General features: G+C 67.6%; 16 protein-coding genes. 12 read left to right on the top strand and 4 right to left on the bottom strand.

What is annotated here, in order from left to right; translation table 11 throughout:
- The first annotated feature begins 110 nt into the window (after positions 1-110).
- The 6 genes from topA to rpmG all read left to right on the top strand — a co-directional run bounded on the left by topA (position 111) and on the right by rpmG (position 7,801).
- On the top strand, positions 111-2,804 hold the full coding sequence (gene topA / locus OR37_RS11995) for a type I DNA topoisomerase (protein ID WP_004620068.1): 2,694 nt from the start codon (positions 111-113) through the stop codon (positions 2,802-2,804).
- 38 nt (positions 2,805-2,842) lie between these two features.
- Positions 2,843-3,217, top strand: coding sequence for a hypothetical protein (locus tag OR37_RS20760; RefSeq protein WP_004620065.1), 375 nt, complete (start codon positions 2,843-2,845; stop codon positions 3,215-3,217).
- A 104-nt stretch (positions 3,218-3,321) separates the two neighbouring features.
- Entirely contained in the window at positions 3,322-5,604 is a 2,283-nt protein-coding gene (gene rnr, locus OR37_RS11985; protein ID WP_004620064.1) for a ribonuclease R, read from the top strand.
- On the top strand, positions 5,604-6,755 hold the full coding sequence (locus OR37_RS11980; protein ID WP_004620061.1) for a pyridoxal phosphate-dependent aminotransferase: 1,152 nt from the start codon (positions 5,604-5,606) through the stop codon (positions 6,753-6,755). The genes rnr and OR37_RS11980 overlap by 1 nt, the downstream gene beginning before the upstream one ends.
- Positions 6,756-6,802: 47 nt before the next feature.
- On the top strand, positions 6,803-7,531 hold the full coding sequence (locus OR37_RS11975) for an NUDIX hydrolase (RefSeq protein ID WP_004620059.1): 729 nt from the start codon (positions 6,803-6,805) through the stop codon (positions 7,529-7,531).
- 102 nt (positions 7,532-7,633) lie between these two features.
- Positions 7,634-7,801, top strand: coding sequence for a 50S ribosomal protein L33 (gene rpmG / locus OR37_RS11970; protein ID WP_004620056.1), 168 nt, complete (start codon positions 7,634-7,636; stop codon positions 7,799-7,801).
- A gap of 111 nt (positions 7,802-7,912) precedes the next feature.
- Here rpmG and phoY read toward each other — a convergent pair whose 3' ends face one another.
- The 3 genes from phoY to divK form a co-directional block, all read right to left on the bottom strand.
- A complete protein-coding gene (gene phoY / locus OR37_RS11965; protein WP_004620054.1) occupies positions 7,913-9,583 on the bottom strand; it encodes an alkaline phosphatase PhoY in 1,671 nt (556 codons plus the stop codon).
- A 110-nt stretch (positions 9,584-9,693) separates the two neighbouring features.
- Positions 9,694-11,058, bottom strand: coding sequence for a PleD family two-component system response regulator (locus OR37_RS11960; RefSeq protein WP_004620047.1), 1,365 nt, complete (start codon positions 11,056-11,058; stop codon positions 9,694-9,696).
- Positions 11,055-11,432, bottom strand: a complete 378-nt coding sequence (gene divK / locus OR37_RS11955; RefSeq protein WP_004620046.1) for a cell-cycle response regulator DivK — start codon at positions 11,430-11,432, stop codon at positions 11,055-11,057. The genes OR37_RS11960 and divK overlap by 4 nt, the downstream gene beginning before the upstream one ends.
- Before the next feature lie 121 nt (positions 11,433-11,553).
- Between divK and OR37_RS11950 the strand changes: the two genes are divergently transcribed.
- Genes OR37_RS11950 through OR37_RS11935 form a run of 4 tightly spaced genes read left to right on the top strand, consistent with a single transcriptional unit; the run spans position 11,554 to position 14,876 of the window.
- Positions 11,554-12,201: a hypothetical protein gene (locus tag OR37_RS11950; protein ID WP_004620044.1), complete on the top strand. Its 648-nt coding sequence runs from the start codon at positions 11,554-11,556 to the stop codon at positions 12,199-12,201.
- Entirely contained in the window at positions 12,198-13,088 is an 891-nt protein-coding gene (locus OR37_RS11945; RefSeq protein ID WP_004620043.1) for an ROK family protein, read from the top strand. Before OR37_RS11950 ends, OR37_RS11945 begins: the two co-directional genes overlap by 4 nt.
- A gap of 8 nt (positions 13,089-13,096) precedes the next feature.
- Positions 13,097-14,353, top strand: coding sequence for a DNA polymerase IV (locus OR37_RS11940; protein WP_004620042.1), 1,257 nt, complete (start codon positions 13,097-13,099; stop codon positions 14,351-14,353).
- Positions 14,354-14,402: 49 nt separating this feature from the next.
- Positions 14,403-14,876 carry a DUF3224 domain-containing protein gene (locus OR37_RS11935; protein WP_004620041.1) on the top strand — a complete coding sequence of 158 codons (474 nt, stop codon included), beginning with the start codon at positions 14,403-14,405 and terminating at the stop codon, positions 14,874-14,876.
- A gap of 23 nt (positions 14,877-14,899) precedes the next feature.
- Here the strand turns inward: OR37_RS11935 and OR37_RS11930 are convergent, their stop codons facing one another.
- A complete protein-coding gene (locus tag OR37_RS11930) occupies positions 14,900-15,286 on the bottom strand; it encodes a bleomycin resistance protein (protein ID WP_004620039.1) in 387 nt (128 codons plus the stop codon).
- A gap of 164 nt (positions 15,287-15,450) precedes the next feature.
- On the opposite strand from OR37_RS11930, the gene OR37_RS21445 reads away from it, so the two are divergent.
- Positions 15,451-15,606: a hypothetical protein gene (locus OR37_RS21445; protein ID WP_106404376.1), complete on the top strand. Its 156-nt coding sequence runs from the start codon at positions 15,451-15,453 to the stop codon at positions 15,604-15,606.
- 26 nt (positions 15,607-15,632) lie between these two features.
- On the top strand, positions 15,633-15,962 hold the full coding sequence (clpS, locus tag OR37_RS11925) for an ATP-dependent Clp protease adapter ClpS (RefSeq protein ID WP_004620037.1): 330 nt from the start codon (positions 15,633-15,635) through the stop codon (positions 15,960-15,962).
- Positions 15,963-15,968: the final 6 nt, after the last annotated feature.

Raw genomic sequence — 15,968 nt, 5'->3', positions numbered from 1 at the left:
GTCCAGGCTCGGCTGTTTATTGGGGCGTCACGTTGACAGACCCCCGGTGAAGCCCCCACTTTCCGGCGCTCGCCTCCAGGGCGATCCGCTTTTCCTGAACAAGAGTCAGAATGAACGTCGTCGTCGTCGAGAGCCCGGCCAAGGCCAAGACCATCAACAAGTACCTCGGGTCCGACTACACGGTTCTCGCTTCCTACGGCCATATCCGCGATCTACCGTCGAAGGACGGTTCGGTGGAGCCCGACAACGACTTCGCCATGAGCTGGGAAGTCGACGCCAAGGCCTCCAAGCGCGTCAGCGACATCGTCGACGCCATGAAAAAGGCCGACCGCCTGATTCTGGCCACCGACCCGGATCGCGAAGGCGAAGCGATCAGCTGGCACGTGCTTGAAGTCCTGAACAAGAAGAAGGCGCTGAAGGACAAGACCGTCCAGCGCGTCACCTTCAACGCCATCACCAAGACCGCCGTGACCGAGGCCATGAAGGCCCCGCGCGACCTCGACATGGAGCTGGTCGAGGCCTACCTGGCCCGCCGCGCCCTCGACTATCTGGTCGGCTTCACGCTCTCGCCGGTGCTGTGGCGCAAGCTGCCGGGCAGCCGCTCGGCCGGCCGCGTGCAATCCGTCGCCCTGCGCCTCGTCGTCGACCGCGAACTGGAAATCGAGCGCTTCAAGACCCAGGAATACTGGACCGTCGAGGCCGATGTCTCGGCCGGCTCGGACCCGTTCCTGGCGCGCCTGGTCAAGCATGAAGGCAAGAAACTCACCAAGTTCGACCTCGGCAACGAGGCCTCGGCCCTGGCCGCCAAGGCCGCCGTGCAGGCCGCCACGTTCAAGGTCGAAGCGGTCGAGAAGAAGCCCGGCAAGCGCTCGCCCGCCCCGCCCTTCACCACCTCGACCTTGCAGCAGGAAGCCGCCCGCAAGCTGGGCTTCAGCGCCCAGCGCACCATGCAAGCGGCGCAGAAGCTGTACGAAGGCGTCGACATCGGCGGCGAGACCGTCGGCCTGATCACATACATGCGGACCGACGGCGTCTCGATGGCGCCGGAAGCCATCGCCGAGGCGCGCGCCGTGATCGGCAATGTCTATGGCAAGGAGTATGTCCCGGACGCCCCGCGGCTGTACAAGTCCAAGGCCAAGAACGCCCAGGAGGCCCACGAAGCCATCCGTCCGACCGCCATGGGCCGCAACCCCGGCTCGCTGCGCCTGGAGCCGGAGCTGGGTCGCCTCTACGAACTGATCTGGAAGCGCACCATCGCCTCGCAGATGGAAAGCGCCCGCATCGAGCGCACCACGGTCGACCTGGAAAGCGCCGACGGCAAGACGGGCCTGCGCGCCACCGGTCAGGTGGTGCAGTTCCCCGGCTATCTGGCGGTCTACGAGGAAGGCCGCGACGACGAGGGCGACGAGGATAGCGCCCGCCTGCCCGCCATCACCGAGGGCGCGGCGGCCAAGGTTATCGACACCCGCGCCGACCAGCACTTCACCGAACCGCCGCCGCGCTATTCGGAAGCCAGCCTCGTCAAGAAGATGGAAGAACTGGGCATCGGCCGTCCGTCGACCTATGCCTCGGTTCTGGGCGTGCTGCGCGACCGCGAATATGTCCGCATGGAGAAGCAGCGCTTCGTCCCCGAGGACAAGGGCCGCCTGGTCACGGCGTTCCTGGAGCAGTTCTTCAAGCGCTATGTCGAGTACGACTTCACGGCCGCCCTGGAAGAGCAGCTCGACCTCGTCTCCGACGGCAAGCTGGACTGGAAGCAATTCCTTCGCGACTTCTGGAAGGACTTCCACGCCGCCGTCGGCGAGATCGCCGAGCTGCGCACCACCAATGTCCTCGACGCCCTGAACGAGGCCCTGGGTCCGCACATCTTCCCCGACAAGGGCGACGGCTCCAACCCGCGCCTGTGCCCGACCTGCGGCACGGGGCAGCTCTCTTTGAAGACCGGCAAGTTCGGGGCCTTCATCGGCTGCTCGAACTATCCGGAGTGCCGCTACACGCGCCAGCTGGGCGTCTCCGAAGGCGACGGCGAGGCCGAGAGCGCCGACAAGGAACTGGGCGTCAATCCCGAGACCGGCCGGGCCGTCTGGCTGAAGAATGGCCGCTTTGGGCCCTATGTCGAGGAATTGGCCGGCGCTGACAGCGGCGACAAGCCCAAGCGCTCGTCCCTGCCCAAGGGCTGGATCGCCTCGGCCATGGACCTGGAAAAGGGCCTGCGCCTGCTGTCCCTGCCGCGTGAGGTGGGCAAGCACCCCGACGACGGCAAGCCGATCACGGCGGGCCTGGGTCGCTTCGGGCCGTTCGTGCTGCATGACGGCACCTACGCCAATCTGGAGAACGCCGACGAGGTGTTCGACGTGGGCCTGAACCGCGCCGTCGCCATCCTGGCCGACAAGCGCGCCGGCGGCGGGCGTCCGCAACGCGGCGCGGCGGCGGCCTTGGCCGAGCTGGGCAATCACCCCGAGGACGGCAAGCCCGTCCGCGTGCTGTCTGGCCGCTTTGGTCCCTACATCAAGCACGGCGACACCAACGCCAACGTGCCGAAGGGCAAGGATCCGGCGGCGCTGACGCTGGAGGAAGCCGTGGCCCTGATCGCCGAACGGGCGGCCAAGGGCGGCGGCAAGAAGCCGGCGAAGAAGGCCGCGGTCTCCAAGACGAAGGCCAAGGCCGAAGGCGACGCGCCGGCCAAGAAGACGGCCGCGAAGAAGCCGGCCGCCAAGAAGCCCGCGACCAAGAAGGTCCCGGCGAAATCGAAGGTCGCGGAGACCTCGGACGATGGCGCGGCGCCCTGGGACGACGAGGCCTGAGCCTATCCAGCCGGCGCGCGGAGGAGTAGACTTCGACCATGACCACGCTGGAACGGCCCCTGCCCCTGAACGTCGTCGTCGCGGCGCTGCTGGCCTGCTGCGTCGGCGGCTTCGCCATGGGCTTGGTCAATGCCATGAAGGTCGATCGAGGCGGCGCCGAGACCTCCAAGACTCCGGCGGCCGAGGTGTCGGGCGCGCCCGTCAAGGACGCCACCCCGGCCCTCGCCTACGAACCGCCCCCGGTCGAGAAGCCCAAGCCCAAGGCTGTCGAGGTCGAGACCCCCGAGCAGGAGGTTCCCGCTCCAGCCGTGGAGACGGCGCCCGCGACCACGGCCACGCCGGCGGCCCCGGCCGCCGCCGCGTCCAAACCCGCTGATCCGCCGCCGCCGAAGTCGATCGAGGATCTGTACTAGGCTCCTTTTATCCGATTTCCCCGGCGAATGCCGGGGAGGTCGGCTATGGCGGACTTCCCCAACCCCGCGTTTCCCTAAGTCCGCCGAACGCGTTAAGGCAGGACATGGCCAAACTTCGCCCGACCAAGACCGTCAAGCCGCGCCCTCCCGCCGGCCTGCCCGATCGTGAGACGCTGCTAGCGTTCCTGCGCGACGCCGGCGAAACCGGTAAGGCCGACATCGCTCGGCACTTCGGGCTGAAGGGGGCCGATCGCCGGGCTTTGCGCGAGATGATCCGCGAGCTCGAAGCCCAAGGGGCGCTGGCCAAGCGCGGCCGCAAGGGCTTCGCCGAGGCCGGTTCCCTGCCGCCCGTGGGGGTGGCCGACGTGGTCGAGCGCGACGGCGACGGCGAGCTCTATGTGAAGCTGACCAAGTCGGACGACGACGTGCCGAACGTCCGCCTCGCGCCCGGCAAGGGCGAGGCCGCCGCGGGCGCGCCGGGCCTGGGCGATCGTCTGCTGGTCCGCTTCGAGCGGCTGGAAACCGGCGAGTTCGAGGCCAAGCTGATCAAGAAGCTGGGCCAGAGCGCCCACAAGATCCTGGGCGTCATCCGCAAGCACCGCCGCGAAATTCGGGTCGAGCCGGTGGACCGCAAGTCGAAGGACAATCTGGTCCTCGATCCCAGCGTCGCCCACGACCTCAAGGACGGCGACCTCGTCCTCGCCCAGGTCGGCGCCCACGGCGGGCGCTACGGCCCCAAGCCCGGCAAGGTGCTGGAGGTGATCGGGACCGAGAACGATCCCCGCGCCGCCTCGCTGATCGCCATCCACAGCCACGGCATCCCGACCGGCTTCTCCGACGCCGCCGAACAGGAGGCGAAAGCCGCCGTCGAGCCGACGCTCTCGGGCCGCGAGGACCTGCGCGCCCTGCCCTTCGTGACCATCGACCCGGTGGACGCCCGCGACCACGACGACGCGGTCTACGCCCATCCCGACGACGACGAGACCAATAAGGGCGGCTTCGTGGTCTGGGTGGCCATCGCCGATGTCGCCGCCTATGTGCGCCCGGGCTCGGCCCTCGACCGCGACGCCCGCGAGAAGGGCAACAGCGTCTACTTCCCCGACCGCGTCGAGCCGATGCTGCCCGAGACGCTGTCGAACGGTCTCTGCTCTCTGCGCGAGGGCGAGAACCGCGCGACGCTGGCCGTGCGGATGGTCTTCGACAAGTCGGGCCGCAAGAAGGGTCACAAGTTCACGCGCGGCCTGATGCGCTCGGCCGCCAAGCTGTCCTACGAGCAGGCCCAGGCCGCCATCGACGGTCAACCAGACGACAAGACCGGTCCGCTGCTGGAGCCGATCCTAAAACCTCTGTGGGACGCCTATCAGACGATGAAGATCGGCCGCGACGCGCGCTCGCCCCTGGCCATCGAGAGCGACGAGCGTCGGATCATCATCCGCGACGGCGAGATCGCCTCGATCACAAAACGCGCGTCCCTCGAAGCCCACAAGCTGATCGAGGAGATGATGGTGCAGGCCAATGTCTGCGCCGCCGAGAGCCTGGAGGCCAAGCGCTCGCCCTTGATCTACCGGGTGCACGACACGCCGAGTCTGGAGAAGGTGCAGAACCTCGCCGACTTCCTGCAGACCCTGGAGATCCGCTGGAACAAGGGCGAGGCGCCGCGCACCGACCGCTTCAACAAGCTGCTGGACGAGACGCGCGAGAGCCCGAACGCGGCGATCATCAACGAGGTGGTCCTGCGCACCCAGATGCAGGCCCACTACAGCAGCGAGAACATCGGCCACTTCGGCCTGAACCTGGCCAAGTACGCCCACTTCACCAGTCCGATCCGCCGCTACGCCGACCTGATCGTGCACCGGGGCCTGATCCGGGCGCTGGGCCTGGGCGACGACGGCCTCACCGATCAGGACATCGCCCAGATCAAGGATACGGCCGAGGTCATCACCCACGCCGAGCGCCGGGCCATGGCCGCCGAGCGCGACGCCACCGACCGCTACATCGCCGCCTTCCTGGCCGATCGCGTCGGCGCGACCTTCGAAGGCCGGATCACCGGCGTCACCCGTTTTGGCCTGTTCATCAAGCTGACCGACACCGGCGCCGACGGCCTCGTGCCGGTCTCGTCGCTGGGCGCGGAGTTCTTCGTCCACGACGACAAGATGCACGCCCTGGTCGGCGAGCGGACCGGCAAGCGCTGGCCGCTGGGCCTGGGCGTCGAGGTCAAGCTGGTCGAGGCGACGCCCGTCACCGGCGGCCTGCTGTTCGAGATGCTCAGCGACCCGCTGCCGCCCGACCCGAAGATGCCGCGCCCCCGGCTCGGCGCGCGCCGCCAGGCGGCGGTCAAGCCGCGCGGGGGTTTGCCCAAGGGCGTGCGGCGCGGTAAGCGGCGCTAATGCGCGCCGAGATCGAACCCTTCCACGCCATCGCCATCAGCCGCCTGGCCCATCAGCTGAAGATGGAAGGCCGCTCGATCATCCATATGGAGTTCGGCCAGCCTTCGACCGGCGCGCCCAGCAAGGCGCTGGCCAAGGCTCACGAGATCCTCGACGCCGAGGCGATGGGCTATTGGGAAAGCCCGGCCCTGCGCGCGCGGATCGCCGAGCGCTACCAGGCCCTGTATGGCGTTCAGGTCGAGCCCGAGCGGATCGTCCTGACCTGCGGCGCCTCGCCGGCGCTCGTTCTGGCGCTGTCCAGCGTCTTCAAACCCGGCGACAGGATCGCGATCGCACGGCCCGGCTATGTCGCCTATCGCAACACGATCAAGGCGCTGCACCTGGATCCGATCGAGATCGCCTGCGGCCCCGAGGATCGTTTCCAGCTGACCGCCCGGCATCTGGCCGCGCTGGAGCCCGCTCCCGCTGGCGTGATCATCGCCAGCCCCGCCAATCCGACCGGCACGATCATCGCGCCCGATGAATTGGAGGCGATCGCCAGGGTCTGCCGCGAGCGCGGGGTTCGCATCATCAGCGACGAGATCTATCACGGCCTCAGCTATGCGGGCCGCACGCCCTCGATGCTGGAGTTCGCGCCCGACGCCCTGATCGTCAACAGCTTCAGCAAGTACTTCAGCATGGCCGGCTGGCGGTTGGGATGGCTGCTGACGCCCAAGGGCGAGGACCTGGATCGCGCCCGGGCCTATGTCGGCAATCTCTTCCTGACCGCGCCCTCGCTGAGCCAGCACGCGGGTCTGGCGGCCATGGACTGCATCGACGAGCTGGAAGGCCATATCGACGTCTACCGCGCCAATCGCGCGCTGATGCTCGACGCCCTGCCGGCGCTGGGCCTGCGCAGGATCGCCCCGCCGGACGGCGCCTTCTACATCTGGGCCGACATCGGCCACCTGACCGACGACTCGCTGGGGTTCTGCACGGACCTGCTGCGCGACACCGGCGTCTGCGCCGCCCCGGGCGTCGACTTCGACCCGGTGGAGGGCCACCGCTTCATCCGATTCAGCTTCGCGGTGTCGACGGCGGAGGTCGAGGAGGCGCTGCGGCGCATCACCCCGTGGTTCGCGGCGCGGGCGGCCCGCTCGGAAAACGCCTGACGTTACGTCGGCCTTTTCACGACGCGCGATCGGTCTAACCTCGGCGCATGAGCCTGCCGCCGATCGACGCCAAATTCGACACGATCAACGACGGCGCCGTGCGCGAGACGGGCGCGGCGCTGAGGCCCAAGCACGCGGCGACGGTGATCATCGTCCGCACCGACGGGCCCTCGCCTCGGCTGCTGATGGGCCGCCGCAACCACGGCCACGCCTTCATGCCCGACAAGTGGGTGTTTCCCGGCGGCAGGGTCGATCGCACCGACTATGACGCCCCCAGCGCCACGGAGCTCGCGCCCGAGGTCGCCGCGCGGCTGGCCCTGGAATCCCGCCATCCAAAGCCCGCCCGCCTGGCCCGCGCCCTGGCCTTGGCGGCGGTGCGCGAGACCTTCGAGGAGACCGGCCTGCTGCTGGCCAAGGCCGCCCCTGAGCGCCCCGGCGCGGGACCCTGGCGGCCGTTCCTGGCCCAGGGCGCCCTGCCTGACCTCTTGCCGCTCAGCTTCGTGGCGCGCGCCATCACCCCGCCCTATCGGCCGCGCCGCTTCGACGCCCGCTTCTTCATGGCCCCGGCCGAGGCGCTGCTGTCGCTGGATCGCCGTCCGGACTGCGGCGAGCTGGACGAGATCGCCTGGGTCGACTTCCAGGAGGCCATGGCCCTGGACCTGCCCAATATCACCCGCTTCGTGCTGCATGAGGTCGGCCAGCGCCTGGCGGAGACCGGACGCCCCGCGCCCTTCATGCGCTTCCTGAACGGCCAGAGACGCCTGACGCATCTCTGAGCCCGTCCTTTCGGGAATTGACTTTGAGTCTCCGATGAGTATGTTCCGCGCCTCTTATTTCCAGCGCGCGGGAACCTGCGCGACCACCGCAGGGATTCGACCATGGCCAAACCGGCTTCCATCAAGATCCGCCTGAACTCGACGGCGGACACCGGCTTCTTCTACGTGACCAAGAAGAACGCCCGCACCAAGACCGAAAAGATGGTGCTGAAGAAGTACGATCCGGTCGTGCGCAAGCACGTCGAATTCCGCGAAGGCAAGATCAAGTAAGATCGCCCTTCAGCGCTGAGACATGAAAACGCCCGGCTAGAGATAGCCGGGCGTTTTTGCGTTCCGGGAACGGGGAGCGCCGCGTTTAGACGCGACGCTACATGGCGTCCCTCAGCAACCCTGGCCGTAAACCAGCGGCCGGCAGACGCCATCGATATCCGCCGCCGGCTTGACGCCGGTGATGGCGGCGATCGTCGGGGCGATGTCGACCGTATCGAGCGGCAGGACGCGCTCGTGCGGGGTCGCGCCCTTCCACCAGAACAGGATCGGGACGCGGCGGTCGTAGTCCCAGGGGCTGCCGTGGGTCGAGACATAGGCCGGCCCGGGCGTCGACGGCACGCGGTCCGGGCGGAAGGCGATCAGGATGTCACCCGTGCGGCCGGGATAGACGCTGCGCCGCATACGCTCGGCCACGGACAGTTCCTCGGGGGAGGCGTCGGCCGGCGCCGGCTCCATCGTCAGCAGGGCCTGGGCGTCGAAGGCCTGGGCCACGACGGGCTCGCGGTTGATGATCGCCAGGGCGTCGGCGGTGATCCGGGCGCGGTCGGTGATCGACGGCGTCTTGCGATCGGGCCCCACGACGTAGATCTGATCGATGCCGCCATCGGCGACCAGCGGATCCCACGACAGGTTCAGGTCGGCGCGAACCTGGGCGTTCAGCTTGGCCAGCCACGGCTTGCCGATGACGCGCTCCATGTCATAGCCCTCGCCGTGCAGGCGCTCGGCGAAGTCGGCGCCGCCGTGGTCGGCGGCCAGGACGACCAGCACCCCGCCCTTGACCTTGTCCAGGCTCTTGAGGAACGCCCCCAGACGATCATCCAGCCGCGCGATTTGGTCGCACATCTCGGGGCCGCGCGTGCCAAAGCGATGGCCAATGAAGTCGGTGGCCGAAAGGCTGATGGTCAGCAGGTCCACTTGCGGTCCGTCGCCGAGGCCGTAGGTTTCGCGCAGCCGCGTGGCCAGATCCAGCGTCGCCTGGTCGGTGAACGGGCTGGCGTAGAGGTCGCGGAGTTTGTCGGCCTGACTGGTCGCCGGAGCGAGCGGCAGCGCCGCGCGCCAGGAGCGCCCGCCGGTCTCGTAGTCGGCCTCCAGCGCCTTGCAGCGGCCGGCCGAAGCCTTGGCGTAGTCCCAGACGTAAGGATGCGCTTTCAGATCCGCCGCCAGCTTGGCGTTGAAGGCGGCGACGGGCTTGAGGCGGTCCTCGGCGGTCTGGCCCGAAGGAACCCAGGTCGTGAAGCCAAAGCCCGGCTGGAACCAGAACTGACCATCGGCTTGATGCCCGGACATGGTGATCGCGCCGCGGTCCTTGCCCGAAACGCCGAATACGCGGCTGCGGGGCGAGACCGCCTTGAGCCAGTCGCCATAGGTCGTGACCACCAGGTTGGCCGGGCTGACGGGCTTGCCCTTTGGGTCATCGGCCAGGGTCACGGAAGGGTCGCCCAGGCAATAGACCTGCTTGCCCGCGGCGCGGTCGTACCAGTCGTTGGCGCTGATGCCGGTCTTGTTGGGGTGCTTGCCGGTCAACAAGGTCGAATGGCCCGGGCAGGTCTCGGTCATCGCGTGCGACTGGTAGCCGTTGGGATAGACAATCCCCTGGCTCAGGGTCTTCAGTCCGCCCACGAACTCGGGCCGATGCTGGGCGTAGAGGTTGGCGCTGAACTGGTCGATCGAGATCACGACGACCAGCTTGGGATCCGGTTTGACCGAGATCGTCGAGGCCTGGACGGAGAAAGCCGTCGAAATGGCGGCGACGGCGAGACCGAGGGTAAGCGTCTTTTTCATTCGGGAGATTTCACCCGAGCGCATAATCCGTGCAAGGACGGAAAGCCACTTCCAACGAAAAGTGGGGCAAGCGCCTTGGCCTTGGACGGCCAACGATCAGGGTGAAGCCGTCAGGCCGCCTTGCCGACCACCGCGTTACGCCCCGAGGCCTTGGCTTGGTAGACGCCCTCGTCGGCCCTTTTCAGCAGGGCCTCGGGGGTGTCGCCCGCGCCGCTGGTGGCCGAGACGCCGACCGAGATCGTCACCGTCAGCAGCTCCTCGCCATGGGCGACCTTGAAGGGCGAGCCCGAGACGTGCATCCGGATTCGTTCGGCGATGCGCAGCGCGTCGGCCAAGCTGGTCTCCGGCATGATCACCACGAACTCCTCGCCGCCAAAACGGCAGGGCAGGTCGATGGCGCGCACGTTCGACGCCAGGCGCAGGGCGAATTCGCGCAGCACCTCGTCGCCGATATCGTGGCCAAAGGTGTCGTTGATCTTCTTGAAGAAGTCGATGTCGATCAGCAGGGCCGAGACCGGCTCGCCGCCCATCGTGGCGCGCTTGACCAGCGAGTCGAGCTGGCCGGTCATGTAGCGACGGTTGTGCAGGCCGGTCAGCTGGTCAGTGACCGCCAGTTCCAGCGACTGATCCAGATTGTTGCGCAGGTAGTCGGTGTAGCGCTTGCGGCGGATCTGCGTCCTGGCGCGAGCGGCCAGTTCCTGCGGGTCGATCGGACGCGGCAGGATGTCGTTCACCCCGATTTCCAGCGCCTTGACCATGCGGGCGCGATCGTCGGGATCCACCATGGCCAGGATCGGCAGATGGCGGGTTCGCTCTTCCGAGCGCAGGGCCGCGGTCAGGCGCAGGCCGTCGAAGCCGCGGGCGGCGGCGTTGATGATGACCAGGTCGACCGGACCGCCGGCGCTGATCTTGGCCTTTTCGGGATCGCTCTCGACAACGGGCCGGTGCTCGACGCCCAACTCCGCCGCGACCCTTTGGGCCTGGCGTTCGTTGTCGTCGATGATCAGCACCCGGCCGCCCTGGCCGTCCAGACGGGCGGCGGCGCCGGCGATCACGCCCATGCGACGTCCGGAGGCCTCGCGCTGGCGCAGTTCGTCGATCACCAGCTTGAAACGGGTCAGGCTGCGCACCCGAGCGAACAGCATCACGTCGTCGATAGGCTTGGTCAGGAAGTCGGCGGCCCCGGCCTCGAGCCCCTGGATGCGATCGGCGCGGCCGTCCAGAGCCGTGATCAGCACGACCGGGATGTGGCGGGTGGCGGGATCTTCCTTCAGCTTCTGGCAGACCGTGAAGCCGTCCATGCCGGGCATCATGACGTCCAGCAGAATGATGTCGGGCAGGTCGCGCGCCGCCATGGATAGGGCCGTCGGCCCGTCCATCGCGGTCGACACCTCATAGTACTCGGCCACCAGCTTGGCTTCGAGCAAGCGAACATTGGCCTCGATGTCATCGACGACGAGGATCCGCGCGCTCATGCGGGTTGCCTTTCCAGCAGACGCTTGATGGTGTCGAGGAAGTGGACCACCGAGATGGGCTTGGAGATATAGGCCTCGCAGCCGCCCTCGCGGATGCGCTCCTCATCGCCTTTCATGGCGAAGGCGGTGACGGCCACCACCGGGATATGGGCCAGGTCGTCGTCTTCCTTGAGCCACTTGGTGACTTCCAGGCCCGAGATCTCGGGCAGCTGGATGTCCATCAGAATCAGGTCGGGCTTGTTGTCGCGGGCGATGGACAGCGCCGACAGACCCTCGCGGGTCTGCAGGGTCTCGTACCCCTGGGCCTCGAGCAGATCATGAAAGAGCTTCATGTTCAGCTCGTTATCCTCCACGATGAGGACCTTCTTCGTCATCCTTACCCCGACCAAACGGTCACGTGACAACGCCTAGGGATTCGCGCCGTCTTCCAGAACCTGATGGCACGGATATCCTTAAGCCCCCGCTAATCGCGTTAACACCGGCCAATCGAAGCTCATGGAACCGCGCTACTCAGACCTCCAGGCCTGCGCCGTCTCGCCGACCTCGCCGCTGGTCATCGTCGATGTCGACGAGGTCCTGGCTCAGTTCATGCGCGGTTTCGGCACGTTCGTCGAACGCCACGGCTTCGAGCTGCGGGTCGATCGTTTCGCGCTGTTCCAGAACATCTATCGCCCTGGCGAGACCGAACACATCGATCTCATCGCCGGCAAGGCGCTGTTCGACGACTTCTTCCGCGACGGCGCCGATGTCCTGGCCCCGGCGGAGGGCGCGGCCGACGCCCTGGCCGACCTGTCGACCCGCGCCGAGGTCGTGATTCTCACCAACGCGCCCGAGCACGGCCGGCAGGCGCGCATCCAGTGGCTGAAAACCCACGGCTTCGACTATCCGCTGATCATCAACAGCGGGCTCAAGGGACCGCCCGCCGCCGACCTGGCCGGCCGCACCACGGGCCGCGCGGTGTTCATAGACGACCTGTTGCCGCAGCTGGATTCGGTGGCGGAAAAGGCGCCGGACGTCGGCCGGTTCCAGATGGTCAGCGACGAGCGCCTGCGCCCCCTCGCCCCCTCGGCGCCGGACCGCCACGTCCGCATCGACGAGTGGTCGCGGCTGAAGACGGCGATCGAGGAGCGTCTCTTTCAATGATCCGTTTCGGCGTCGACTTCGGGGGCACCAAGATCGAGGCGGCCGCGCTCGATGAGGCCGGAGCGTTCGTGGCCAGGGTGCGAAAGCCAAATCCCGGGCGCTACGACGCGGCGCTGGACGTGGTGGCCGAGCTCGTGGCCGACGCCGAATCCATGGCCGGCGCGACCTGCGCCCGGCTGGGCATGGGCATCCCCGGCTCGATCTCGCCCCGCTCGGGCCTGATCCGCAACGCCAACAGTCTCTATCTGAACGGCCAGCGCTTCAGCGACGACCTCGAACAGCGCCTGGCGCGTCCGGTTCGACTGGCCAACGACGCCAACTGCCTGGCCCTTTCCGAAGCCGCCGACGGCGCCGGCGCGGGGGCGGCCGTGGTCTTCGCGGCGATCCTCGGCACCGGTTGCGGCGGCGGAGTCGTCGTGAATGGCCAGATCGTCGAGGGCCACAACGGCGTCGGCGGCGAGTGGGGCCACGCGCCCCTGCCCTGGCCCAGGCCCGAGGAATATCCCGGTCGCGACTGCTGGTGCGGCCGCAAGGGCTGTCTGGAAACCTGGATCGCGGGGCCGGCCTTCGCCCGGGACGCGGGGTTCCCGACCGGCCAGGACGCCGTGGCCGCGATCGAGGCCGAGGACGCGGCGGCCGAGGCGGCGCTGGACCGCTATGTTGATCGCCTCTCCCGGGGCTTGGCCATGATCTGCGACCTGATCGATCCGGACGCCATCGTGCTGGGCGGCGGGATGTCGAACATCGACGCTCTCTACGACCGCCTGCCGGCGGCCATCGGTCCCCACGTGTTCTCCGACGTCTTCGAGACCCCGGTCCGCAAGGCCATCCACGGCGACAGCTCCGGCGTGCGCGGCGCGGCCTGGCTGTGGCCGCCAGAGGTCTAGGCCCCACCATGAAGGCCCTCTGTCGCGACTGCGGGTGGACCGGCGGCGCCAAGGCCGCCCGCTGTCCGTCCTGCGCCTCGCCGCGCACGGTCTTTCACGAGGAGCTGGGAACCCTCTCGATCGCCCACCTGGATTGCGACGCCTTCTACGCCTCGGTGGAAAAGCGCGACGCGCCGGAGCTGCGCGACAAGCCGGTGATCGTCGGCGGCGGCAAACGCGGGGTGGTGACCACCGCCTGCTACATCGCCCGCATGAGCGGCGCGCGCTCGGCCATGCCGATGTTCAAGGCGTTGAAACTGTGCCCCGACGCCGTCGTCATCAAGCCGAACTTCGCCAAATACAAGCACGAGAGCGCCCGCATTCACGAGAAGCTCGACAAGCTGACGCCGCTGATCCAGCCGCTGTCGCTGGACGAGGCGTGGATGGACCTGACCGGCACCGAGCGCCTGCACGGCGCCAAGCCCGCCCAGATGCTGGCGCGGCTGCAGGCGGAGATCGAGCGGGACATCGGGCTCACGGTCTCGATCGGTCTGGCGCCCAACAAGTTCCTGGCCAAGATCGCCTCGGAACTGGACAAGCCGCGCGGCTTTTCGGCGATCGGGGCGGCCGAGGCGCAAGCCTTCCTGGCCGACAAGCCGGTCAGCATCTTGCCGGGCGTTGGACCGGCGACCGTCTCGTCCTTGGCGGAGATCGGGCTGAAGACCGTCGGCGACATCGCCGCGGCCGACCTGAAGCTGCTGGCCAATCGTCTAGGCTCTGGCGGTCTGCGCCTACACCGCCTGGCGCAAGGCCAGGACAGCCGCCTCGTCGACCCCGACCAGGCGCGCAAGACGATCAGCGCCGAGACCACCTTCAACGACGACCTGCACAAGTCCGAGGACCTGGAGGACGAACTCTGGCCCCTCTGCGAAAAGGTCGCCAAACAGGCCCGCAAGGAAGGGGTCGCCGGTCGCGTGGCGACGCTGAAGCTGCGCACGCCCGACTTCAAGATCCACACCCGGCGCCGCACCCTGGCGGTGCCGACCCAGACGGCCCGCACCCTGTTCCAGGTGGCCCGCGCTCTGCTCGCGGCCGAACCGCGCGGACTCGCCTATCGGCTGATCGGCGCGGGACTCACGGACTTCGTCGACGCCGAGACCGCAGGATCGGACATGTTCGCCGACGAGGAGCGCCGCGCGCTCAAGAACGAAACCGCGATCGACGCCCTGCGCGGCAAGTTCGGCGCCGGCGCGGTCGTCAGCGGCCGCGCGCTGAAGGGCCGTTGACGAAAAGTTCCCATTATGTTCCATTTCCAGTGCTAGAGGGGGCAAGGTCATGACCGCGTTTCGCATCATCGTCCCGACGGTCGTGGCCGCCTTGCTGGCGGGCGTCGTTCCCGTCGCCGCCGAGCCCGCCTCGCGGCACGCCAAGGGGTCCTTTGACGTGAGCACCAAGCCGGTCGAGCAGGATAAGGGCGATGGTTCAACGCTGGGCCGCTTCTCGCTGGATAAGACCTATCACGGCGCGCTGGAGGCCTCCGGCAGGGGCCAAATGCTGACCGTCGGGACGGAAATCCCGGGATCGGCCGTCTATGTCGCCACCGAGCGCGTGGTCGGTAATCTGGACGGCAAGGCGGGAAGCTTCGCCCTGGTCCATCGCGGATCGATGCGCGGCAAGGACCTTAGCCTGATCATCGACATCGTCCCGGACTCCGGATCGGGGGCGCTGAAAGGCATAGCCGGTCGCCTGGCGATCACCGTGGTCGACGGCAAGCATCAATACGATCTGGAATACACCTTGCCCCAATAAGAGCTGCCTAGACCCAACGCCCCTTAGGTCGCGGTCGCGATGGCCTGGCCAAAGACCAGCAGATTGCCGTCCGGCGCGCGGATCATCAGCTCCCGCTGTCCATAAGGCTGGTCGATCGGGCCATATACGTCTCCAGCCGGCAGCCGCTTGAGTTTGGATCCGAGCTGATCAAGCACGACGTCCAGGCTCGCCACGTCGATATAGTAGGCAAAACCCCGGTGCGGGCTTCCGAGCTCCGTCCGGTCGCCGTGCTCCAGGATCCGCAATCCAGCCCCCTCGCGTTCCAGGTAGGCGTAACCGCCTCCTTTCAGACGCACGGAAAACTCCAAGGTGTCGGTCAGAAAAGCGAGCGCCGGCTCCAACTCGGCGACGTGCATGAACGGCGTGATCTGTAGGGTGTTGGCTGGCATCGGTCCGCTCCGCGCTGGTCTCGCCGAGGCGCAGCCTAAGCCCTGGAGCCTGGGTTGGAACATCTCCCGAGAGGGTTAAAAGCGCGCGCCCCGATCGCCCCGAGACCGATTCGGCCTCTGTCGCGCCGCACCCGCCCCTTGCGAGGCGCCTAACCGCGCCCCATTTGGGCCTCTCGCCCACGGAACCGTTCGCGCGCGGTCTTCGCTCTCCCAAACGTGAAGCCAATTTCCGAGGCGCCACTGTGCTAAAGCGGCGCAGCGGCGCATCGGCCTCTTCCAATGCCGCCGCGTTTCCATATCTAATTCAGGCAGGCGGGTGATTTGCTCGCCAGGAGAGAACAAGTCGATGGCCGAGCGGAAGCAAGGCGGACAAAGCAACGGCACGGGGTCTTCGGTCGTCACGGAAGTGAAGCCCAAGACACAGAAGCCTTCGCTGTATCGAGTTCTGATTCTCAATGACGACTACACTCCAATGGAGTTCGTCGTCTACGTGCTCGAACGGTTCTTCAACAAGTCGCGTGAAGACGCTACTCGCATCATGCTGCACGTTCACCAGAACGGGGTCGGTGTCTGCGGTGTCTACACATACGAAGTCGCAGAAACCAAGGTCGCCCAAGTCATCGACTCGGCGCGACGCCATCAGCACCCCCTGCAGTGCACCATGGAAAAGGACTGAGGAGCC

The sequence above is a fragment of the Caulobacter vibrioides OR37 genome, assembly GCF_000372645.1.
In the GTDB taxonomy this organism is placed as follows: domain Bacteria; phylum Pseudomonadota; class Alphaproteobacteria; order Caulobacterales; family Caulobacteraceae; genus Caulobacter; species Caulobacter vibrioides_E.
Note: the sequence above shows the minus strand (reverse complement) of the source record. Positions and strands in the feature narration are given on the sequence as shown.

Bases quoted from the DNA above. Each gene is read 5' to 3' on its own strand.
- OR37_RS20760 (WP_004620065.1), top strand. From the start codon at position 2,843: ATGACCACGCTGGAACGGCCCCTGCCCCTGAACGTCGTCGTCGCGGCG.
- OR37_RS11975 (WP_004620059.1), top strand. From the start codon at position 6,803: ATGAGCCTGCCGCCGATCGACGCCAAATTCGACACGATCAACGACGGC.
- OR37_RS11930 (WP_004620039.1), bottom strand. From the start codon at position 15,286: ATGCCAGCCAACACCCTACAGATCACGCCGTTCATGCACGTCGCCGAG.
- clpS (WP_004620037.1), top strand. From the start codon at position 15,633: ATGGCCGAGCGGAAGCAAGGCGGACAAAGCAACGGCACGGGGTCTTCG.
- phoY (WP_004620054.1), bottom strand. From the start codon at position 9,583: ATGAAAAAGACGCTTACCCTCGGTCTCGCCGTCGCCGCCATTTCGACG.
- OR37_RS11945 (WP_004620043.1), top strand. From the start codon at position 12,198: ATGATCCGTTTCGGCGTCGACTTCGGGGGCACCAAGATCGAGGCGGCC.
- topA (WP_004620068.1), top strand. From the start codon at position 111: ATGAACGTCGTCGTCGTCGAGAGCCCGGCCAAGGCCAAGACCATCAAC.
- OR37_RS11935 (WP_004620041.1), top strand. From the start codon at position 14,403: ATGACCGCGTTTCGCATCATCGTCCCGACGGTCGTGGCCGCCTTGCTG.
- OR37_RS11950 (WP_004620044.1), top strand. From the start codon at position 11,554: ATGGAACCGCGCTACTCAGACCTCCAGGCCTGCGCCGTCTCGCCGACC.
- OR37_RS11960 (WP_004620047.1), bottom strand. From the start codon at position 11,058: ATGAGCGCGCGGATCCTCGTCGTCGATGACATCGAGGCCAATGTTCGC.
- OR37_RS11980 (WP_004620061.1), top strand. From the start codon at position 5,604: ATGCGCGCCGAGATCGAACCCTTCCACGCCATCGCCATCAGCCGCCTG.
- rpmG (WP_004620056.1), top strand. From the start codon at position 7,634: ATGGCCAAACCGGCTTCCATCAAGATCCGCCTGAACTCGACGGCGGAC.
- OR37_RS11940 (WP_004620042.1), top strand. From the start codon at position 13,097: ATGAAGGCCCTCTGTCGCGACTGCGGGTGGACCGGCGGCGCCAAGGCC.
- divK (WP_004620046.1), bottom strand. From the start codon at position 11,432: ATGACGAAGAAGGTCCTCATCGTGGAGGATAACGAGCTGAACATGAAG.
- rnr (WP_004620064.1), top strand. From the start codon at position 3,322: ATGGCCAAACTTCGCCCGACCAAGACCGTCAAGCCGCGCCCTCCCGCC.